At 69.9% G+C, this 19,338-nt stretch carries 16 protein-coding genes; 6 read left to right on the top strand and 10 right to left on the bottom strand.

Translation table 11 applies throughout. The features are described 5' to 3' along the window. Positions 1–104 precede the first annotated feature (104 nt). From QN350_RS15580 to QN350_RS15595, 4 genes are all read right to left on the bottom strand, one after another. On the bottom strand, positions 105–2,081 hold the full coding sequence (locus tag QN350_RS15580) for a hypothetical protein (protein ID WP_322137763.1): 1,977 nt from the start codon (positions 2,079–2,081) through the stop codon (positions 105–107). A gap of 223 nt (positions 2,082–2,304) precedes the next feature. After that, positions 2,305–3,168 (bottom strand): nuclease-related domain-containing protein, encoded by an 864-nt coding sequence (locus QN350_RS15585; protein WP_281535637.1) that lies wholly within the window; start codon positions 3,166–3,168, stop codon positions 2,305–2,307. A 93-nt stretch (positions 3,169–3,261) separates the two neighbouring features. Continuing rightward, positions 3,262–4,104, bottom strand: a complete 843-nt coding sequence (locus tag QN350_RS15590; protein WP_322137764.1) for an alpha/beta hydrolase — start codon at positions 4,102–4,104, stop codon at positions 3,262–3,264. Positions 4,105–4,433: 329 nt separating this feature from the next. Next, positions 4,434–4,934 (bottom strand): hypothetical protein, encoded by a 501-nt coding sequence (locus tag QN350_RS15595; protein WP_322137765.1) that lies wholly within the window; start codon positions 4,932–4,934, stop codon positions 4,434–4,436. Positions 4,935–5,194: 260 nt separating this feature from the next. Here QN350_RS15595 and QN350_RS15600 point away from each other — a divergent pair, with 260 nt between their 5' ends. After that, on the top strand, positions 5,195–5,461 hold the full coding sequence (locus QN350_RS15600) for an acylphosphatase (protein ID WP_281535640.1): 267 nt from the start codon (positions 5,195–5,197) through the stop codon (positions 5,459–5,461). 26 nt (positions 5,462–5,487) lie between these two features. Further along, a complete protein-coding gene (locus QN350_RS15605; protein ID WP_323503250.1) occupies positions 5,488–6,285 on the top strand; it encodes a Pr6Pr family membrane protein in 798 nt (265 codons plus the stop codon). Between the two features lie 127 nt (positions 6,286–6,412). On the opposite strand, the gene QN350_RS15610 is transcribed toward QN350_RS15605, so the two are convergent. The 5 genes from QN350_RS15610 to QN350_RS15630 form a co-directional block, all read right to left on the bottom strand. Then, positions 6,413–6,676, bottom strand: coding sequence for a hypothetical protein (locus QN350_RS15610; RefSeq protein WP_281535642.1), 264 nt, complete (start codon positions 6,674–6,676; stop codon positions 6,413–6,415). Positions 6,677–7,061: 385 nt separating this feature from the next. Then, a complete protein-coding gene (locus QN350_RS15615; protein ID WP_322137767.1) occupies positions 7,062–8,510 on the bottom strand; it encodes a flavin monoamine oxidase family protein in 1,449 nt (482 codons plus the stop codon). Positions 8,511–8,719: 209 nt separating this feature from the next. Further along, positions 8,720–10,492 carry a methyltransferase gene (locus QN350_RS15620; RefSeq protein WP_323516906.1) on the bottom strand — a complete coding sequence of 591 codons (1,773 nt, stop codon included), beginning with the start codon at positions 10,490–10,492 and terminating at the stop codon, positions 8,720–8,722. 79 nt (positions 10,493–10,571) lie between these two features. Next, entirely contained in the window at positions 10,572–11,405 is an 834-nt protein-coding gene (locus tag QN350_RS15625) for an SDR family NAD(P)-dependent oxidoreductase (RefSeq protein WP_322137769.1), read from the bottom strand. A gap of 112 nt (positions 11,406–11,517) precedes the next feature. Next, positions 11,518–12,597 carry a LacI family DNA-binding transcriptional regulator gene (locus QN350_RS15630; RefSeq protein ID WP_322137770.1) on the bottom strand — a complete coding sequence of 360 codons (1,080 nt, stop codon included), beginning with the start codon at positions 12,595–12,597 and terminating at the stop codon, positions 11,518–11,520. 187 nt (positions 12,598–12,784) lie between these two features. Between QN350_RS15630 and QN350_RS15635 the strand changes: the two genes are divergently transcribed. From QN350_RS15635 to QN350_RS15650, 4 genes are all read left to right on the top strand, one after another. Next, positions 12,785–14,047, top strand: coding sequence for a sugar ABC transporter substrate-binding protein (locus QN350_RS15635; protein WP_322137771.1), 1,263 nt, complete (start codon positions 12,785–12,787; stop codon positions 14,045–14,047). A 6-nt stretch (positions 14,048–14,053) separates the two neighbouring features. After that, the gene (locus QN350_RS15640) at positions 14,054–15,253 is read left to right on the top strand and encodes a sugar ABC transporter permease (protein WP_322137772.1); all 1,200 of its coding nucleotides are present in this window, start codon (positions 14,054–14,056) and stop codon (positions 15,251–15,253) included. Then, on the top strand, positions 15,250–16,161 hold the full coding sequence (locus tag QN350_RS15645) for a carbohydrate ABC transporter permease (RefSeq protein ID WP_416173002.1): 912 nt from the start codon (positions 15,250–15,252) through the stop codon (positions 16,159–16,161). Before QN350_RS15640 ends, QN350_RS15645 begins: the two co-directional genes overlap by 4 nt. Before the next feature lie 73 nt (positions 16,162–16,234). After that, entirely contained in the window at positions 16,235–18,349 is a 2,115-nt protein-coding gene (locus tag QN350_RS15650; RefSeq protein ID WP_322137773.1) for a glycogen debranching N-terminal domain-containing protein, read from the top strand. A 139-nt stretch (positions 18,350–18,488) separates the two neighbouring features. Here the strand turns inward: QN350_RS15650 and QN350_RS15655 are convergent. Continuing rightward, positions 18,489–19,338 (bottom strand): NAD(P)/FAD-dependent oxidoreductase (locus tag QN350_RS15655; protein ID WP_323516907.1); only part of this gene is annotated, 850 nt, incomplete at its 5' end.

A 19,338-nucleotide genomic window follows, 5' to 3' on the forward strand; every position in this document is an offset into this window, starting at 1 on the left:
CCCGGAAGCAAAGAAGGTGTTTTCTCCGCAACTGAGCACGATCACGACACTCGGGCGACCCCGAGGCGACCCCGAGGCGACCCGAGGCGATCGGGAGGGGCTGGCTAGGCTTCCATGTCGTCGTGGGTGACGACGCGGATCAGCTCGACGCTGCCGTCGGGCTTCTGCCAGAAGTGCATCCGCCGCGCGGCGGGCGTGTTCTGCTCGATCGACACCCGCATGCAACGGGCGCCGTCCCAGCGCAGCAGGTGCGGGTCGGCAGGCCCGGCACCCTGGCGCAGCGCGTGCAGGTGGCGGCCCTGCAGAGTCTTGACCCGTCCGGTGAGCACGTCGACGGATGCCTTGAACGCCTTCGCGAGCTGGCCGTCGTCGAGCCCGCTCAGGGAATCCGCGAACCGGTCGGACAGGCCGTAGCTATGCGGCAGCGGCCATTCCTCGCGGTCGGATTCCGGGACCCGGTCGACCCAGGCGAGGGCGATCTCGTGGCGGACCCAGCTGGTGGCGTCCTCCCAGAGGGCGCGGCGGGACTCGTACTCGCTGTTCGCGACGGGGGCGACGACGGTGCGGCGGGACTCGCGCAGCATCCGCTTCTGGGTGCGCTGCTCGTCGCGGAGTTCGGCGACGGTGTGGCGCAGGGTGCCGAGTTCGACGAGCGCGTCGCGGAGCTGCAGCTGCGCGGAGCGGGCCTGTTCGCGCAGGCGGGCCAGGTCGGACTCCGTGCTTCCGGCCTCGACGAGTTGCGCCTCGAGCCGGGTGATCTTCGCCTTCGCCTCGGCGAGGGAGAGCTGGGTGGACTGCAGGGCAGACACCGACGTCGGCGCGCACGGCGCCGGAGTCGGGCCGACGCGGAACGGGATCGCGCCGGGAAAACCGGCGGTTGCGGGCGTGGGCCGGCGCACGGCGTGCACGCGGCCGGGCCCGGGGAACGGCCGCGGCACGATCGGCCGGGGAGCGGCGAGGTCGGCGGGCGAGGGCCGCACGGCGTTAGCACCGGCGAGCGCGTCCGGACCGACCTCGCCGTGCAGGTCGTCCTGGGAGAGGGCGGCGCCGGCCGCGCGAACGAACCCGGCAAGGCCCTTCGCGGACATGGCCGGGTCGAAGACGAGGTCGTCGCCGCTTCCCGTGTCGTCGTCCTCGACGAGCGGGAGCAGCGGTCGGTTCTCGCGCAGCCAGGGCGGCCCGTTGAGCACGGCGGCGAGCGGCGGCAACACCGGCTCGTCGTCGTCGACGTCGCTGAGCACCAGATGAAGGGCGCCACTCGGCAGGTGCATGACCCGCGCTGCGACGACATCGCCCTCGGACAGTAGGGTGTCGACGAGGTCGCGCGGGTTGGCCGAGATGTCGGCACGTGTGATCGTGAACGAGAGGTGTGGGTGCAGGGCAAGCACGGCCTTCTGCGAGCTGACCTTCTGCACCAGGGCGAGGGTGACGCTCCCGTGCGGGTAACGACGGGCGATCACCTCGGTGGTCGGCGGTTTGAGCTCGACGTTCAGCCGGTGGGTCGGGGCGTCGAGGGCGCCCTGGATGCGCTGACCCGGGGAGAGGGTCCAGTCCAGCGGCACGGGCGGGTAGGTGAGTTCCTGCCAGATGGTCGCCATGCCGCCGCCGTCGAGCTCGACGAGGGCGCGGGAACCGTGCAGCATGAAACCCTTGACGGTGCCGGTGACGGTGATGACGGATGCCGGGGCGAGCGCGAAGAGACCGGCGTGGTGGGCGTGGGCGAGGGCATCCGTGACGAGTTGGTCTGTCGCGTGCTGGGGGTCGCCGTGCGTGAAGCGCAGGCGGGACCTCGCGAGGTCGGCGAAGGGGTTCGGCCCGGTCGGGTATGACCGTCCGGCGCTGCCATAGACCTGGAATTGGGCGGGGAGCAGGTCGCCGAGCTGCCGGGTGAGTTCACCGGTCTGCACGAGGAAAACGCGCGCGACGTCGCCGATCTGGGTGGCGAGCTGGTCGATGCCGATCTCGGGGACGGCCGTTCCGAACGGCGAGGAGACGACGACCCAGGGTCGATCACGGGCGGGGTCGTGAAGGCCGATCGCAAGCTGCTGCACCGCGGAGCTACTCTCAACGCGGGTATACACGGCTTACTCCTCCCCGGGCCCGTGGATAGGCCGTGGGAACAAGGCTACGCCAGTATTCTAGACGGATTGCTCCATTCGTTAAGTTATGGGGTGTATATGAAGCATTGTGTGCGGGTTGCCTACCCGTGACACGCGGTGTGACGCAGGATGCACCGCGAACTGGGGGCGGCGCGGGCGGCGAGCCGGTCTCCGGTGCAGGGTGCGGACCCGCGGAGGTGCCGAGTCAGCGACCGACGCCAGAAAAAGCGCTGACCAGGACGATGCCGAGGTTCGAGACCAGGTAGATGGAGAGTCCGAGCCCGACGACGACCTCGAGGGGGGCGAGCACGAGACGCTGCAGCCGTGCCGAGCGCATCTGGTTGTCGAGCACGGTGAAACGCTCCATCAGGCCGTCGCCCGTGCCGACCGGTACGGTTTCTGCCCAGCTCGCGGGGTCGTCGAGCAGGGCGATCACCTGGAACCGTTCGAGCGGTGCGAGCACGCGCGGGAGGGCCGTGAGCCACGATACGAGGTCGGCGGCGTCGAGCACGGTGACCGCGTTCTCCGGGCCGCCGCGGGCGACGCCCTTCGGCCCGACGAAGGCGAGCACGGGGTGGATCGGGACGGCGAAGTCGAGGTAGGCCCGCAGGAGCGTGTCAATGCGTTCGCCCTCGAAGGCGGCGTGTTCGAGGTAGGGCACCGCCCGGTCCCCGACGGTGACGTCGTCGCCGACGACCCGCACCGGCAAGCCGCGGTGTTGCTTGGTGTTGATGGTGACGACGCCGCCGGGACCGACGACGACGTGGTCGATGTCCCAGCCGTTCACTCCGACGGGAAGCCCGTGGAAGACGGCCCACTCCGGCGGCAACTGGGCGAGCAGTGCGCCGACGGCGAGTTCGCCCTGCGCGCCGCGGTACCAGCCGAGGGCATTGCCGCCGAGCGGGGACCGGCCGAGGAAGCGGGCGAGACGGGTGCGATGCGGGTGCGCGCCCTGCTGGCGGAGCAGTTTGTCGATGATGGCCTGAGCGGCGAACCGGCGGCGCATGCCCTCGTTCTCAACGCGACCGTCGTCAATGCTGCCCGGATCGATTGTGCTTTTGTCGACCATATGATTGCTCCCCCGGACTGATACTAGCGAGCCGCGGCATCCGCTGCCCCACCCCGTTTGTGCAGCTGACCCCCGCTCTAGGGTGAGCCCGCTCTAGTCGTGCTTCTGGACGAAGTCGATGGCGAGGTCGGCGACCTCCTCCCAGCCGTGGTCGATCGTGAGCGAATGGCCGCGATTCGGTACCTCGACGATCTCGGTCAGCCCCGGGTTCTTTTTCTGCTGCTTGTAGATCGCGTTCGAGATCGCGAGCGGCACGGTGTTGTCGTTGTCCCCCGCGATGATGAGCAGCGGTCCGCGCTCGGGGTTCTTCGTGTCGACCCGCGCCTCGGTGAACGGGTTGAGGTTGGCGGTCGCAGCCTGGAACAGCGGCACGCCCGATGCGGCGACATGGTACGTGTCGTAGAGCGCTCGGGCCTCGTCGGTGTCGAGGGCGTTGGCCCAGCCGTAGCTGAACTGCTCGAAGGTGAGCGAGACGGCCCGGCCGGCGTTGGCCGGGTTGAGGAGCACCGGCGACGCCGACTTGAGGGCGGATGCCGGCAGCGGCAATACGCCCCGGAACGGTGCGGAGTCGATTGCCACGGTTGCCGCGGAGACACCCTCACCGGCCAGGCGCTGGGCGATCAGCCCGCCGAAGGAGTGCCCGACGATCGCGGGTGCGATGTCGAGGTCGTTGATGGCGTCGAGGTAGTGGTCGGTGACCTGGGCGATCATCTTGTGGGCGAAGACCTCGGGGTCGCGCTTGGCTTCCTCGATGCTCTCGGGGTCGTCGGGCCAGCCGGGGGCGATCGTCGTGTAGCCGGCTGCCTCGAAGCGGCCGCGCCAGCGGTCCCAGCTGCTCGAGAGCAGCCAGAGGCCGTGCACGAACACGACCGGACGCAGGCCCGACTCGTTCGCTCGGTCGACCTCGGCTCGTTCCGGTGCGGTCAGTGCGTCCATGTCAACTCCGTTTCGGGTTCTGGTCTGCGCACCAGGCGGCTGCCGGGTGATCTGGGCACGATAACCGCACCCGTCGCGGTCGTCTAGGCCGCAGGCATCCGCGGGCGCGTCGTGCGGCGGATGCGCCGGCTCGGCGTTCGGCGACGGTCAGCTCGGCGGTCAGCTTGGCGGTCAGCTTGGCGGCAACCGGCGACGATGGCCGCCGTCCTCCGGTCGCGGACCGCAGTCAGCGACGGCGTTCGGCGACGGCGGTCAGCTCGGCGGGCGGGAGTCAGCGACGGCGGTCAGCGACGGCAGTCAGCTCGGCGGGCGGGCGTCAGCGACGGCGGTCAGCTCGGCGGGCGGCGGCGGTCGATCAGTGCGCGGAGCACCAGGACGACGACGGCCAGCGGGGCGAACACGATCAGGAGTCGTTGGGAGAACCCGCCGAGGCTCGCGGCCATGCCGGACTCGGGCGGCACGCCGCTCAGGCCGAATCGCAGCAGCAACACGCCGATGGCTCCGAGCGCCACCGCGAAAAATGTGGTGAGCAAGAGCGTCCGCAGGTCGGGCTCCGCGCGGCCGCGGCGCCGGGCCACCCAGAGCTGAAGGACCTCGAAAACCACGAAGGACCCCGCAAACGGCAGGACGACGCTCAGCAGCACGACCGCGAAATACGCCGCGAAGACGAAGAGCGGTTGGGCGGGCAGGGCGTACGGCGGGTCGGCGGCGCGCGCTGTCAGTGCGTGCGCGGCCGACGCGTGGGCGGTCATCGCGGGAGCGGCCAACGCGGTCGCGGTCAGCGCCAGCGTGATGAGTGCGTGCGAGATCCGTACGGTTGTCCAGCTCACGTGACTCCCCGGGCCGGTCTCGGGCGGCTCGGCGCTCCCAACGTAGCAAGCGGGACGCAATTCGGCGTCCCCCCAGATCGGGACGCTCGCGAACCATGAGTCCTTCCTCGAAGCGAGAGCCGAGTGTAGCCCCGTGAGGTGTCGCAAATCGACCTTCGTGGGGCGCTGGAACCTCGATTTGCGACACCTCACGACCTCGATGTGCGACACCTCACGAAAGGGACGGTGCCGGGAACGGCCGATCGGAGCACACTGGGGGGATGGTTCGCAAACAGGCGGTGGTGCGCGGGATCGTGCAGGCGGTGGGGTTTCGGTACTACGCGCAGGTCGAGGCGCGGCGACTCGGGCTGGCGGGATTCGTGCGTAACCACAGGGATGGCTCGGTCGAGGTGCAGGTGGAGGGGCCGGCGGCATCCGTCGACCGGATGCTCGACTGGCTGCGACGCGGGCCGCCCTCTGCGCAGGTCGACACCGTACACGTGGAGGACCTGCCGGATCGCGGCGACGACGGCTTTCGGATCGAGTGACCTGCCCGCTGGCGTAGCGTGGAAGCATGTGCGCGCGTGCAGATCGTCCCGCCCGCACCGACGACCCGACCGGGTCGCTCGCCGCGGTTCTCCCGGCGCGCCCGGGCAAAGCGCGGCTCTCCCTGAGGCGCGTCGCGCGGCGCAACGCGGATCTCTCGCCGGGTCGCTCCCCGCGGCGGCAGATCGTCGGGATTCTGAGGCTCGTGCTCGCCGGCGCCGAGGTGCTCGCGCTGCTGGGGTACTTCGGCTACATCCTCGGGTTCAAGAGCTTCATTGTCTACAATTACTTCAGCTATTTCACCGTGCAGAGTGCCATCGCCGCGGTGGGCGTCTTCATCGCCGCGGGGATCGTCGCCCTGCGCCGGGAGGTCGACCCGCCCTGGCTCGACTGGATCCGGCTGCTCGTCACGACCTACATGATCGTCTCGGGCATCGTGTTCCTCGCCATCGTGATCCAGTCCTCGTCGCGGGCCTACACGATGGAGGTGCCGTGGTCGACGCAGCTGCTGCACTTCTGGATCCCCGGGATCGCGCTCGTCGACTGGCTCACCGACACCGGCAAGGCCCGGCTCCCGTGGACGACGCTCGCCTGGGTCATGCTGGTGCCGAGCGTCTGGGGCGCGTTCACCCTGATCCGGGGCGCCCTCGTGCGCTGGTATCCCTACTTCTTCCTCGACCCGAAGCAGGTCAGCGGCCCGCTCGAGACCGTGCTGTATTGTATCGTCGCCGTCGCGCTCTTCACCGGGATCGCGGCCCTGCTGACGTGGTCGTCCCGCGGCTGGCGGGGCCTCACGCCCCCACTCCCGCCCCTCCCCACGGCATAACTCCTGCAAATTTCCGGGCGGGCCGGGAGCTTGCCCGTCTTTCCGCAGGGGGTGCCGAGGTCGGCGGCCGGAATGTGCAGGAGTGATGCCGGCTGCGGGACGACCGCGGGCACGGGCGCGGGGCGGGTTAGAGCGGGATGAAGGTGTATTCGACGGTGAGGTGTTCGCTGCGGCAGGCGCCGCAGTAGAGCACGCCGGAGTGCTGCATCGCGATCACCCGCGGAGAGCACTGCACGACCTTCGGGCCGCAGCACGGCGAGATGACCATGTATGCACCGGGAGCGGTCGGCTGGTGACCACTCAGGCCGCGGCCATGGTGGGAACCCTCGCAGGCAAGGTCGGAATCGAAGTCGAGCAGGCTGTCCAGCTCTTGGTCCAGCAGTGTTTCCATGAGGCACGATCAATCACGCGGTCAAACAGGGGACGAGAAGTCGCGACTGTGGCCGGGGCACCCGAGCGGCGACCGCACTGGAGTGGCCGACGGCACGAAATGTGTACATTGTGGGCATAACCACCGCTGTACGCAACCCGCCCGAGAGGCGGCCATCGGCAACGTCTACCCGGGAACGACTAAACCTTGGGGAGCTGCACAACGGCGGACCGCACCTGCATGAAATCCCGGCACGCCCCGGAGATTTTCAGCGACTAGACATTGGGCAAAGTCTACACCGTTTGATGAGAAATACTCGGGATTGACTTTATGGGTTTGTTTCGGGCCCGAAGCGGGGTTCCTGAGGCGTCGGTTCGTGGCCGCAGCGCGAGCTTGGCGGCCTTTGCTATCCGGCGGGCGTCGGGGTCGGGCTCGGCGTCGGGGGCACGTAGAACGGAGTCAGTCCGCGCAGTGCGGCGGCGAGCACCGTGGCGTCGTCGACCCCCGCGAGCCGGAGCGCCGTGTCCCCGGCGACGAGTCCGACCAGCACGGGTTCCCCGGTGAGGGGCATCATGTTGATCCAGACCCGGAAGTCCTCGTCCCCGCCGACCGTGGTCCAGAGCGGGGCCGTCGTGCTCCAGAAGGGCTCGTCGAACTGAAGCCAGACCTTGTCGAGGGTACCCATGCCGATGTCGGCGATCGCACCACGGTGCGCGAACGGGAGCGCGGGGTCGAATTCGAGCACCCCGGACTTGAGCACCCCGAGCGGAACCGTGACGATGACCCGGTCGGCGGAGAGCGACTCCCCCGTGCCCAGGCGCAAGCTCACCCCGGTGTCCCTGTATGCAAGTTTGGTGACGACGCTCGAGTCGAGAAGGTCGATCCCCTCGGCCGCCTTGGTGAGTAGGCCGGCATATCCGCCGAGCACGATCCGCTCGTCGTTCGCGCCGGCGTCCGCGCTCGTGTACCAGCCCGACTGCTGGTCAATGGATGCGCCCGCGTCGATATCGAGAACGGTGGCGACCCGGAACGCGAGCCAGTCGGCGTCGGAAACGCCGTTGGCGGCATCCGTTGTGGACAATGTGCTCGCGCCCGAGCCATCGAGCGCCCCGTGCACGGACATGTCGCTGGCCTGGTTCGTGGCCCAGGCGAGCGCGGTTGCGACGGCCTTCTCGCCGGTGTCGGGCACCGCGACGACGATTCCGGTGTCGGTGCGGGTCTCGCTCGCGGTCGGGAAGGGGGCGGTCGCGATACCGAGGCGGGTGAACTCCTCGTCGAGGGACGTGGTGCCGCTGTGGCTCACGAAGGAGGGGCCGAGTTCGACCGGGAAGGGCCACTTCTTGTCGTTGACGGTGTCGATGCGGCCGCCGATGCGGTCGCGGGCCTCAACGAGGACGACGTCGAAGCCGGCGTCCTTGAGGATGCGCGCGGCGCTGAGCCCGGCGATGCCCGCGCCGATCACGGCGATGCGTTCGCCGGGCTTTGCGGCGGCGATGATCTCGCGGGCCGCGCGGAGGCCGCTGTCGCGACCGCCCTGCACGGTTCCGGGAGCGTCGATCGCGGTCGCCTCACCGGCGAAGAAGACCCGGTCGAGCACGGGCTGGGCGAGCGCGGTGCGCTGCTCGGGCGTGGAGTCGACGGCGGCGAAGCTGTACGAACCGCGGGCGAAGGGGTCCGCCGACCATGAGGTGCGACGCATCTGCGCGGGTTTCGGCACGGGCGAGACGGTGGGCGTCGGTCCGGGGGTCGACGTGGCGGTGGCGGATGCGCTCGGCCGCGGGGCCGGGGACACGCACGCGGTGAGAACGAGGGTCGAGAGACCGGTGACGCCGATGAGGAAGGTGCGACGTTTCATGGCGTTCCGCGCGTCGGGTGTCACTCACGTCCTCCTCTCCGAACGAAGCCGGTACCTTCCAAACTACCGCAGGGGTCGGAACCGGCGGTCGTGTGCCGCCGCCGCGCCGGTTTCGGCAGGCCGTTAGCGCCGTTTCGGGCGCGGCGTGCGAAAACCGGCGCGGGCGCGAGCGCGGGCTGCCGAAACGAGCGCGGGCGTCGGGTCTGCGGTCAGGCGCGGAGTTCGGGCGGGAGCAGGAAGCCGTCGTCGAGGAGTTCGCGCACGCGCGGGAGGAGTTCGGCGGTGAGGTCGCGCTCGGAGACCTCGAGCAGCTCGGCGAGCGCGCCGGCGATCGCGCCGACCGCGAGTTCGCCGTCGCAGGCCCCGATCAGCGCGGCGAGCGCGGTGTCGAGCGACACCGACCGGCCGAATCCGCTGCCCTGGTCCAGGGTGAGCAGGGTCGGGTCTTCCTGGCCTGGCCAGAAGTGGCGCTCCTCGGTGACGTCGGAGGCAACGGTCAGGGTCGCGTAGACCAGGTCGTCATCCGGGAACGCCGCGTGCCAGTCGTGGGCGGCGAGGCAGGCGGCGAGGTGGCTGCCGATTCCGTCGGGGTTGTGGCCGAGGCCGCCGTGCAGGCGTTCGAGGCGCCGCAGCCGGGGTATCGACGCGGGCCGGTCGGCGTCCGGGCGGCGGAGCAGCAGGAACCCGAAGCCCACCTGAGTCACGCCCCGGGCCGCGAAGTCGTCGAGCCAGGCATCGTAGAGGCGGTCGAAGTCGGCCGTACCCGGCCGGGTGCCCCCGTCACGAATCCACGTCTCGGCGTAGAGCTCGGGCGACTGCACCTCGCGCTCAATGATCCAGGCGTCGAGGGCCGGCGCGGCCCCTGACGAATTCGACGGAGATGTGCCCGCAACAGGGGCCGAAAACGGCTTTCCCGGTGTCTTTTCGGCAAAATCTCCGTCGAATTGGTTCGGGTCGACGGGGGCAGGGGCGGGCTCGAGCCAGCCGGCGAGACGGTCGAAGGCGTCCTGGCCGGCGCGGTACTCCCAGTTGCCGAGGAGCTGGGCGACGCCGGTCGGGGTGAGGTGCCCCGTGGCTCCGCGCACGACGGACTCGACGAGGGCGTCGCCGACGAGGCCGCCGTCGCGGTACTCGTAGCTCGGCACGCCCTCTGCGCGCGGCGTGATCACGAAGGGCGGGTTGGAGATGATGTGGTCGAAGCGCTCCCCCGCGACCGGTTCGAACAGGCTGCCGAGCCGGAATTCGATGTTCGTCACGCCGTTGAGCGCCGCGTTGAGGGCTGCGAGCTCAAGCGCACGCACGGAGATGTCGGTCGCGACGACGTGACGGGCGTGACGGGAGGCGTGCAGGGCCTGGATACCGCAGCCGGTGCCGAGGTCGAGCGCGGTGTCGACCTGGTTCGGCAGCAGCAGTCCGCTCAGGGTGAGGGATGCCCCACCGACGCCGAGCACATGGCTCTCGCCGAGCGCGTGCCCGAGTACGAGCTCGCCCAGGTCGGAGGTGATCCACCAGCTGCCGGCCCCGTGGGCGTCCACGAAGCTGTACGGGCGGAGTTCGACGAGCGGGCGGAGCAGGGTGTTCTCGACGGTGGGTGCATCGTCGGGGAAGACTTCGGCAGCGGCGTCGTCGCCGCGCTCGTCGTCATCGCCGACCCGGGCGACGAGCCCGAGCGTGACGGCACCGGCCGCACCGAGGCTCGGGAGCGCCGCCGACAGGGCGCCGCGGGTCACCGGGAGTCCGAGCACGAAGAGCTGCGCGAGGGTCGCCGAGGGTTCGTCGCGACCGAGCCTGCCGCGGAGGGCCGCGAGGGCCCGCAGGGCGGGGACCCGCTGGTTGCGGCGGAGCGCGGCATCCGCTTCGGGGCCCCAGAGTCCGCTCAGGGTCGCGACGGAATAGTGCGCCGCCTCGAGGTCTGCCCGGAGGAGGGGAATGAGGACGAGGCTCTGCGCGGGGAGGGCGGCGGGATTCGGTGCAGGGATCACTCCCCCATTCAACTGCACTGCGCGGTTCGTCTGGGCTCCGTGGCCGACCGGCGCCGCACGGTCATCGGCACTGTGCCCGTCAGCGCCGCTCCTCCGCCACGCTGTTGCCCCCGTCGACGACGATCGTCTGGCCGGTGACGTACGACGCGCCGGGTGAAGCCAGCCACGCAATGGCGGATGCGACCTCAGCGGCCGTTCCGCTGCGTCCGGCCGGGACGAGCGCGCCTTCGGTGGCCTCGCTCGGCAGCTGGGAACCGGTCTCGATCCAGCCGGGAGCAACCGCGTTCGCGGTGATGCCGAGCCAGGCCTCGTCCACGGCGAGCGCGCGCGTCAGGCCGGCGAGGCCCGCCTTGGCCGTTGCGTATGCGAGGTCGCCGCGGGCCGCCATCACCGGGCCGGTCACGCTCGAGACGGTGACGATGCGCCCCCATCCGGCCTCCCGCATGAACTCGATCACGGTGCGGGTGGCATGGAAGGCGGTCGAGAGGTTGATCGCGAGGCTCCGCTCCCACTCGTCGGTCGGGGTGCTGGTGATATCGCCGTGCAGCATCTCGGCGTCTCCGACGGCGATCATGCCGGCGTTGTTCACCAGGATCGTGGGGGTCAGCCGGGACGCGGCAAGCCCGGCGGCGAGCACGGCGGCACCGGCTTCCGTGTCGAGGGTGCACACGATACCCGTCGCCGGGATTCCGAGACGGACGAGTTCGCGGGCGCGGTCGTGGGCGCGCTCCGTCGTGGCGGTGACCACTACCCGGGCGCCGAGCTCGCCCAGCATCCGTGCGGCGGCGAAGCCGATGCCGCTCGGACTGCCCGCCCCGGTGATGAGGGCGGTGCGGCCGCTGAGGTTCCAGGCAGCGGGGATGCCGGTCCGCACGAGCGTGGGGAGGGGCGGGTCGACGATCGGCAGGGTCATGGCGTCATGCTAGCGCCGCCGCGGGGAATGCCCGGCGGTGTGTGCGGCCGGATCGGATTGAGTTACGGACAAAACACGTTCCCCGGCCGCGCGAAGGTGTCTTCTCCGCAACTCAGCGCGAGGCCTCGCCGACGAGGGCGTTCACGGGCACGGAATCCCGCGGAATGGCCTCGAACTGCCGGGTGACAAGCCGCGGGGTGACCATCCGGTAGCGCGGCGAAGCGGAATCGGGCGCGTGGGACACCCGCCCCTCGAATTCGCCGGTGAGCAGCTCGAGCACGCCTGCCGCGACCTCGTCGACGGGCTGGTCGACGCTCGAGAGCCCGATGGCCGCCGCGATGGGCGTGTTGTCATACCCCGTGACCGGCACCCGGGTCGGGTTGGCGATCATCGCCCCGAGGGCGAGCGCGTCGCTCGCACAGAGCACCGCGTCGATGCCGCCGGCCGTGCGGGCGAGCTGCTGCATGGCCGCCGCGCCCTGGTCGACCCCGTCGGTCGTGATCACCTCGAGGCAGGCGAGCTCCTCCGCGGAGACGTCACCCCGCTCGAGCATGGCCTCGTGCCAGCCGCGGCGGCGGTCGTCCCCGGTTCCGGACGGGCTCGGCCAGCCGATGTAGGCGATCCGCCTCGCGCCCGCGTCCTGCTGGGCCCGCGTCGCGGCGTAGAGGCCCGCGTGACCGTCGACATCGACCCAGAGGTGGCTCGGGTCGGTGAAATCGCTCCCCTGCCAGGGCCGGCCGAACGTCACGAACGAGATGCCCTGTTCGAGCAGCCAGGCGGTGCGCGGGTCGTCGGCGGTCGTCGACGTCAACACGAAACCGTCGACATCCGCCCCGTCGTTCAGGCGGCGGAACTGGTCGATCTCGTCCTCGGGGCTCGTCGCGGTGAACAGGAGCACGCGCAGCCCGCGGGCGTCGGCCTGCTCGGTCAGGGCGTGCAGGAACCGGTCGAGTACCGAGCCGGAGATGCCGTCGATCATCGGGTCGAGGCGGATGCCGATCGTCGAGCTGCGCCGGGTGCGCAGCCGCCTGGCCGAGGCATGCGGGCGGTAGCCGAGCGCCGTGATGGCCGCCTCGACCCGGGCGCGCGTGTCCGGCTTCACGATCCCCGGGGTGTTCATCACGTTGGAGACGGTCTGCCGGGACACCCCGGCCACGCGTGCCACGTCGGTCACGGTGGGGAACTCACCCATGATGCCTCCCTCCCGGTTGCGCCACGAGCACAGGCTTCGTGCGTGGAACGATAAAAACAGACTAGCGCGTGGATTGGATCACAGAATTTGATCGATCAAAGAAAAAGTTTGATCGATCAAATGAAACCGGCTATCGTCGTTCTCACACAAGCAAACGCGCACTGCGGCGCGACTTTAGGAGAAGAAAATGCAACGACGCACTTCCCGCTGGATGATCGGGGCCGGCCTGACCATGGCTGGAGCGCTTGCCCTCACGGGCTGCAGCTCGAGCTTCGGCGGCACCACGTCCGGCTCGACCGGCTCGGCGGCCGCTCTCACGAGCGACTCGAGCAAGAGCCTCACCGTCCTGATCGGTTCGAGCGGCGACGCCGAGACGAAGGCCGTCAACACGGCCGTCGCATCCTGGGCGTCCTCGAGCGGAACGAAGGCCACCGTCTCCGTCGCGAGCGACCTCAACCAGCAGCTCGCCCAGGGCTTCGCGGCCAAGAAGCCGGCCGACGTCTTCTACCTGTCGACGGATGCCCTCGCCGGCTACGCATCGAACGGTTCCCTGCTCGCCTACGGCGACAGCCTCGCCAACAAGGACGACTTCTACCCGAGCCTCGTCAAGTCCTTCACCTACGACGGCCAGTTCTACTGCGCCCCGAAGGACTTCTCCACGCTGGGCCTCGTGATCAACACGGATGCCTGGGCGAAGGCCGGACTCACCGACGCCGACATCCCCACGACCTGGGACCAGCTCGAAACCGTAGCCAAGAAGCTGACCACGCCCGACCAGGTCGGCCTCGCCATCGGCGGCGAATACGCCCGTGCCGGCGCCTTCATGGCGCAGGCCGGCGGCAACCTCATGAACGAGGACAGCTCCAAGGCCACCGCGAACAGTGCAGAGGCCGTCGCCGGTCTCACCGAGGTCAAGAAGCTCCTGAACGACGGCGTGCTGAAGTACGCCAAGGACGTGGGAGCGGGCTGGGGCGGCGAGGCCTTCGGCAAGCAGCTTGCGGCCATGACGATCGAGGGCAACTGGATCACCGGCGCCATGTCGAGCGACTACCCGAGCGTGAAGTACACGGTCGCCGAACTCCCGGCCGGCCCCGCAGGCAAGGGCACCATGCAGTTCACCAACTGCTGGGGCATCGCCACGGACAGCCCCAACCAGGCCGCAGCGCTCAAGCTCGTCGAGCAGCTGACCAGCAAGGACTCCCAGCTGGCCTTCTCCACAGCCTTCGGCCCGATGCCGTCGATCAAGTCCGCCGCATCCGACTGGAAGGCCGCCAACCCGGTGCTCGTCCCGTTCCTCAACGGCGCTGACTACGCCGTCGGCACGCCGACCGCGAAGGGCTCAGCGGATGTCGTGACCGAGCTGAACTCCAAGCTCGAGTCCCTCAAGACGGGCGATCCCCAGCAGATCCTCGACGCAGCCCAGAAGAACCTCGAAGCGCTGCTGAAGTAGTTCGACATGTCGAAGCCCGCACGCACGTCTCGCCGCTCCGGAATCCGGGGCGGCGAGGCCGCCTCGGGGTGGCTCTTCACCGCCCCGATGATCATCCTGCTCGGGATGTTCCTCGTCGTCCCTGTGCTCATGGCACTCTGGGTCAGCTTCTCCGACTGGGGAGGCCGCGGCAGCCCCTTCGGCGGCAACGTGAAGTTCGTCGGCTTTGACAACTACTCCACCCTGCTGAACGGGGGCGGTCTGGCCGAACAGGACTTCGGCACGGCACTGCGCAACAACGCGTGGTACGTCGTGCTCGTCGTCCCGGTCCAGACCGCCCTCTCCCTCCTCCTCGCCGTGCTCGTCAACCGGCAGATCCTCCGCGGCCGCGGCTTCTTCCGCACCTCGTTCTACTTCCCCTCGGTGACGAGTTCGGTGGCGATCACCGTGCTCTGGCTGTTCCTGTTCAGCTCGACGGGCGCGGTCAACAAGCTGCTCTCGTTCATCGGCATCAACGGGCCGAACTGGTTCAACGACCCGAGCGGCATCCTGCACAACTTCCTGCAGCTCTTCGGGGTGACCCAGGGCCCCGCCGCCCTCACGGACGGATCCTTCCTCGGCGTCTCCTGGTGGGACTGGCTCGCCGGCCCCTCTGTCGCCATGACGGCGTTCATCCTGATGGCCGTGTTCACCACGAGCGGCACGTTCATGCTGCTCTTCATCGCCGCGCTGCAGAACCTCAGCGGCGAAGTCACCGAGGCCGCGATGATGGACGGCGCCAACGGCTGGCAGCGCTTCTGGAAGGTCACCCTCCCCCAGCTGCGCCCGACCCTGTTCACCGTGCTCACCCTCGGGCTCATCGGCAGCTGGCAGGTCTTCGACCAGATCTACACCGGCACCAAGGGCGCACCCGGCAAGACCACCCTCACGCCCGCCTTCCTCTCCTACCAGTCGGCATTCAACAACCAGGCCTGGGGCCAGGGCGCCGCGATCGCGTTCATCCTCTTCGTGATCATCGTGTTCTTCACCCTCTTCCAGCGCTGGGTGCTGCGGGAACGGTCCGTCTCGAACAGGCGGATGCGGCCGTACCTGTCGGTCGCGAACGGTGCGACCGCGACCGTCGTCGCCGCATCCGCCCTGACCGGACCAGGCGCAGGCTCGCCCGGCTCCGGTTCCGGTTCCGACCCCGATTCCCACGCGCCCGACACGACCGGAGGCACCCGATGACCGCCACGGTCTCGACGAAGACACCCACCCCGCCGTCGCCCTCGCGTCGGCTGCGCTCACTGAGCAGGCCACAGCTCCCCACCCGCGCCGTCGCGGGCCGGTCACTGATGTACGCGATCCTCACCGTGCTCGCGATCATCTACATCGCCCCGTTCCTGGTGCAGGTCGCGACCTCGTTCAAGACGGATGTCGAGGCGGCGAGCAATCCCATCTCGCTGCTCCCGCAGACCTGGTCGACCGCGGCGTACGAAAAGCTGTTCCTCAACTCGGACTTCCCGGTCTGGTTCAAGAACTCCGCGATCGTCACGATCTTCGTGACGCTCGGGCGGGTGTTCTTCAACTCGCTCGCCGGCTACGCCCTCGCCCGGTTGCAGTTCCGCGGCCGGACGGTCATCTTCGCCGGCCTGATCGCCGTCATGAGCGTGCCCGGCGTCGTGCTCCTGATCCCGAAGTTCCTCGTGATCAACCAGATCGGCATCTACGACACCTACGTCGGCATGATCGTGCCGCTCCTCACCGACGCCGCCGGCGTCTTCATCATGAAGAACTTCTTCGAATCGATCCCCGCGAGCGTCGAGGAACAGGCCCGCATCGACGGGGCAGGCACCTTCCGGGTGTTCTGGTCGATCGTGCTGCCCATGGCGAGACCCGCCCTGATCACGATCGTCATCCTGTCGTTCCAGGGCTCGTGGAACGAACTCTCGCACTTCATCGTTGCGACTCAGTCGCCCGAGCTGACGACGCTCACCAAGGGCGTCGCTTCGCTCGCCTCCGGGGAGCTCAGCCAGGGCACCCAGTATCCGCTCAAGCTCGCCGCCGCGGCGATCATGACGATCCCGGTCGCGGTGATGTTCTTCATCTTCCAGAAACGGATCATGAACACCACCGACGGCGCCGTCAAGGAGTAATCTCCGGCCGGCCGGCCACCCTTCCCCGTCCCCCTGTGGACATCCGCTTCAATCCAGGAGTCGTTCCTTCCTTATGCTTTCCCAGTCCCTGATCTCGACGCCCGTGTCCCCCCAGTCCGTCATCGGCCATCCGGTCCAGCCCCTGCTCCACGATTCGACCATCATCCTCGCCGCCCCCACCCAGGCGTGGTCGCTTCCCAACGGGCGCACCGAACTGCCGATCCACGGCCTGTACCACGCGGACACCCGGGTGCTGTCGGAGTGGGACGTCTCGGTCGGCGGGGAACGCGGCGAGGCGATCGCCCGGGCCGGGCGCGGTTCGGGAGAAGTGACCTTCACGTCGCTGCTGCGGCACCTCGACGACGCCACGGCCGATCCGCGGCTGCGGCTCGAAGTGACGCGCACCGTGACCGCCGGGCGGATGCGGGAGCGCATCACGATCCGTTCCGGCCTCGACCACACCGTCTCGACCACGATCGCCCTGCGGGTGCACCCCGACTTCTCGGACATGCAGACCGTCAAGGCGGGGCTCGCCGGCCCCGAGAGCCGGCGTGCGTTCCCCACGGCGGACCTGCCGGAGACTCCCGTCGTCGACGTCGAGACCCTGGCCGACGGCATCCGCCTGTCGACCCTGAACGTGACCGCCCTGCTGCGGTTCGGCAGCGACGCGACGCTCGCCCAGACACCCTGGTCGGCCGCGGGCGGGGCGCACCGAGCCGACGCGGATGCCGCCGCACCGATCGTCGCGGCGAGCTGGGCGGTCGAGGTGCCCGCGCACGGCAGCGCGACCGTGGAATGGACCGTCGACGTCGACCACTCGGCAACCGTGGTCCAGGCGGCCGGCGGCCTGCCCGAATGGGACGGCGTGACCGTGCACTCGGGCGACGCCCGGCTCGGCCGCTGGGTGCAGCGCGCCCTCGACGACCTCAGCGGGCTGCGGATGGCGACGACGGCGCAGCCGGATGAGCCCTTCCTCGCCGCGGGGGCGCCGTGGTTCTTCACCCTGTTCGGGCGCGACTCGCTGTGGGCGGCCCGGTTCCTGCTGCCGCTCGGCACCGACATCGCCGGCTCGACACTCCGTCTGCTCGCGAGCCTGCAGGGCACCGTCTCAGACCCCGAGACGGCCGAGCAGCCGGGCAAGATCATGCACGAGCTGAGGCCGGGCGCGTTCTCGATGCCCGGTGAAAGCCTGAACCTGCCGCCGCTCTACTACGGCACAGTCGACGCCACGCCGCTCTGGATCTGCCTGCTGAACGACGCCTGGCACTGGGGCCTCCCCGACGCCGAGGTCGCGGATTTGCTGCCCCACCTCGAGGCGGCACTCGGCTGGATGCGCGATTCCGGCGACAGCCACGATGACGGGTTCCTCTCCTACGTCGACGAGACCGGGCACGGCCTCGCCAACCAGGGCTGGAAGGACTCCGGCGACTCGATCCAGTGGCGCGACGGCACCCTCGCCGAAGGGCCGATCGCACTCTGCGAGGTGCAGGCGTACGCGTACCAGGCGGCGATCGGCGGAGCCGAGCTGCTCGAGGCTTTCGGTCGCCCCGGCGCCGACGAGTGGCGCACCTGGGCGACGAACCTGCAGGACCGGTTCCGGGCATCCTTCTGGATCGACTCTCCCGAGGGGCGCTACCCGGCGGTCGCGCTCGACGCGCACAAGCGTCCGGTGGACACGGTCACGAGCAACATCGGCCACCTGCTCGGGACCGGCCTGCTCAACGCCGAGGAATCGGCGCTCGTCGCCGCCCGCCTCGTCTCGCCCGAACTCAACTCCGGTTTCGGCCTGCGGACGATGTCGACCGACTCGACCGGCTACTGGCCGCTGAGCTACCACGGCGGCTCGGTCTGGACGCACGACACCGCGATCGCCATCTCCGGGCTCGGCCGCGCCGGGTTCGGCGCCGAGGCCGGCATCCTGATCGACGGCCTGCTCGCGGCCGCCGAATCCTTCGGCTACCGGATGCCCGAGCTCCACTCCGGTGACTCGCCCTCGGCCGTGTCGGCGCCGGTGCCGTACCCTGCGGCGTGCCGCCCGCAGGCCTGGTCTGCGGCGGCGGCGATCTCCGTGCTCGGGACCGTGCTCGGCCTCGCCCCCGACCGCGAGACCGGCGTGGTCGCCTCGACCCCGATCACCCCGGCCCTCCTGGGCGCGGTCACGATCCTCCCCCGCCAGCCCCGGGCATAATTCCTACACATTCCGGACGACTCCGGTTGCTGCCGCGGAATTACGGGGCAGCCGCCGGCCGGCCTCAGAATGTGCAGAAGTTATGCCTCGTCGGGCTCGTGGGACTCGGGCTGGGTGGTGCGGGCTGGTGCGGTGCGGGCTAGAGCCAGCGCATCGTGAAGGCGCTCGCGAGCACGGCACTCGCCGGCGGCACGGCGAGGGTGCGCGCGAGACCGTTGCGCAGGCGGAGGCGCAGGCCCGTGGCCGGCCGGCCCATCATCATGTTGAAGCCGGCCTGCCGGGCGGCTATCCGGGCGCTGCGGCGTCGGCGACGGTCGTAGTCCGAGAGCACGGATGCCGCGGCGTCCGGTTCCCTGATGGCGCGCGCGAGTGCCGGCGCGAGCAGGAGCCCGTCGAGCCAGCCGAGGTTCATGCCCTGCCCGCCGATCGGGCTGATCTGGTGCGCGGCGTCGCCGACGAGCACGATCCGTCCACTGACGAAACGTTCGGCCAGCCGCTGCTGCACCGAGAAAGCACTCACCGACGCCCCGGACGAGGGCAGGACCACGCCCGTGCGGGATCGGACGATCTCGGCGAGGTCACGGCTGGAGGCATCCGGTTGCAGGGACGACGTCATCGCGACCCAGCGCCGCCGCCCGCCGGGGAGCGGGAACGACTCGACGACGCCGCCGCGCTCGAAGTACAGCACCGCCTGCTCGGATGCCTGCTCGCCCGCCGGGTAGTCGCTCATCAGGTAGGTGTCGCCACCGCCGCGCTCAACCCCACGGATGCCCGCGAGCGCGCGGACCAGGCTGCGGGCGCCGTCCGCGGCCACAACGTAGCGGGCCTCGAGAACGGATCGTGCGGGCCGGGAGTCGCTCACCGATCCGGGGGCGTCCCCTCCGTCGGTGAACGCCAAGGGCGTTCCGGCCTCCTCGACCTCGACCTCGACGCGGTCGCCGCGGTCGCGGACATCCGTGACCGTGACACCCGACCGATACCGGCCGGGG

This window comes from Cryobacterium sp. 10I5 (genome assembly GCF_035019865.1).
Classification (GTDB): Bacteria; Actinomycetota; Actinomycetes; order Actinomycetales; family Microbacteriaceae; genus Cryobacterium; species Cryobacterium breve_A.

Excerpts from the sequence above, each read along its gene's own strand:
- QN350_RS15590 (WP_322137764.1), bottom strand. The coding sequence starts at position 4,104 with ATGGACGCACTGACCGCACCGGAACGAGCCGAGGTCGACCGAGCGAAC.
- QN350_RS15650 (WP_322137773.1), top strand. The coding sequence starts at position 16,235 with ATGCTTTCCCAGTCCCTGATCTCGACGCCCGTGTCCCCCCAGTCCGTC.
- QN350_RS15585 (WP_281535637.1), bottom strand. The coding sequence starts at position 3,168 with ATGGTCGACAAAAGCACAATCGATCCGGGCAGCATTGACGACGGTCGC.
- QN350_RS15600 (WP_281535640.1), top strand. The coding sequence starts at position 5,195 with ATGGTTCGCAAACAGGCGGTGGTGCGCGGGATCGTGCAGGCGGTGGGG.
- QN350_RS15630 (WP_322137770.1), bottom strand. The coding sequence starts at position 12,597 with ATGGGTGAGTTCCCCACCGTGACCGACGTGGCACGCGTGGCCGGGGTG.
- QN350_RS15610 (WP_281535642.1), bottom strand. The coding sequence starts at position 6,676 with ATGGAAACACTGCTGGACCAAGAGCTGGACAGCCTGCTCGACTTCGAT.
- QN350_RS15640 (WP_322137772.1), top strand. The coding sequence starts at position 14,054 with ATGTCGAAGCCCGCACGCACGTCTCGCCGCTCCGGAATCCGGGGCGGC.
- QN350_RS15635 (WP_322137771.1), top strand. The coding sequence starts at position 12,785 with ATGCAACGACGCACTTCCCGCTGGATGATCGGGGCCGGCCTGACCATG.
- QN350_RS15615 (WP_322137767.1), bottom strand. The coding sequence starts at position 8,510 with ATGAAACGTCGCACCTTCCTCATCGGCGTCACCGGTCTCTCGACCCTC.
- QN350_RS15605 (WP_323503250.1), top strand. The coding sequence starts at position 5,488 with ATGTGCGCGCGTGCAGATCGTCCCGCCCGCACCGACGACCCGACCGGG.
- QN350_RS15645 (WP_416173002.1), top strand. The coding sequence starts at position 15,250 with ATGACCGCCACGGTCTCGACGAAGACACCCACCCCGCCGTCGCCCTCG.
- QN350_RS15625 (WP_322137769.1), bottom strand. The coding sequence starts at position 11,405 with ATGACCCTGCCGATCGTCGACCCGCCCCTCCCCACGCTCGTGCGGACC.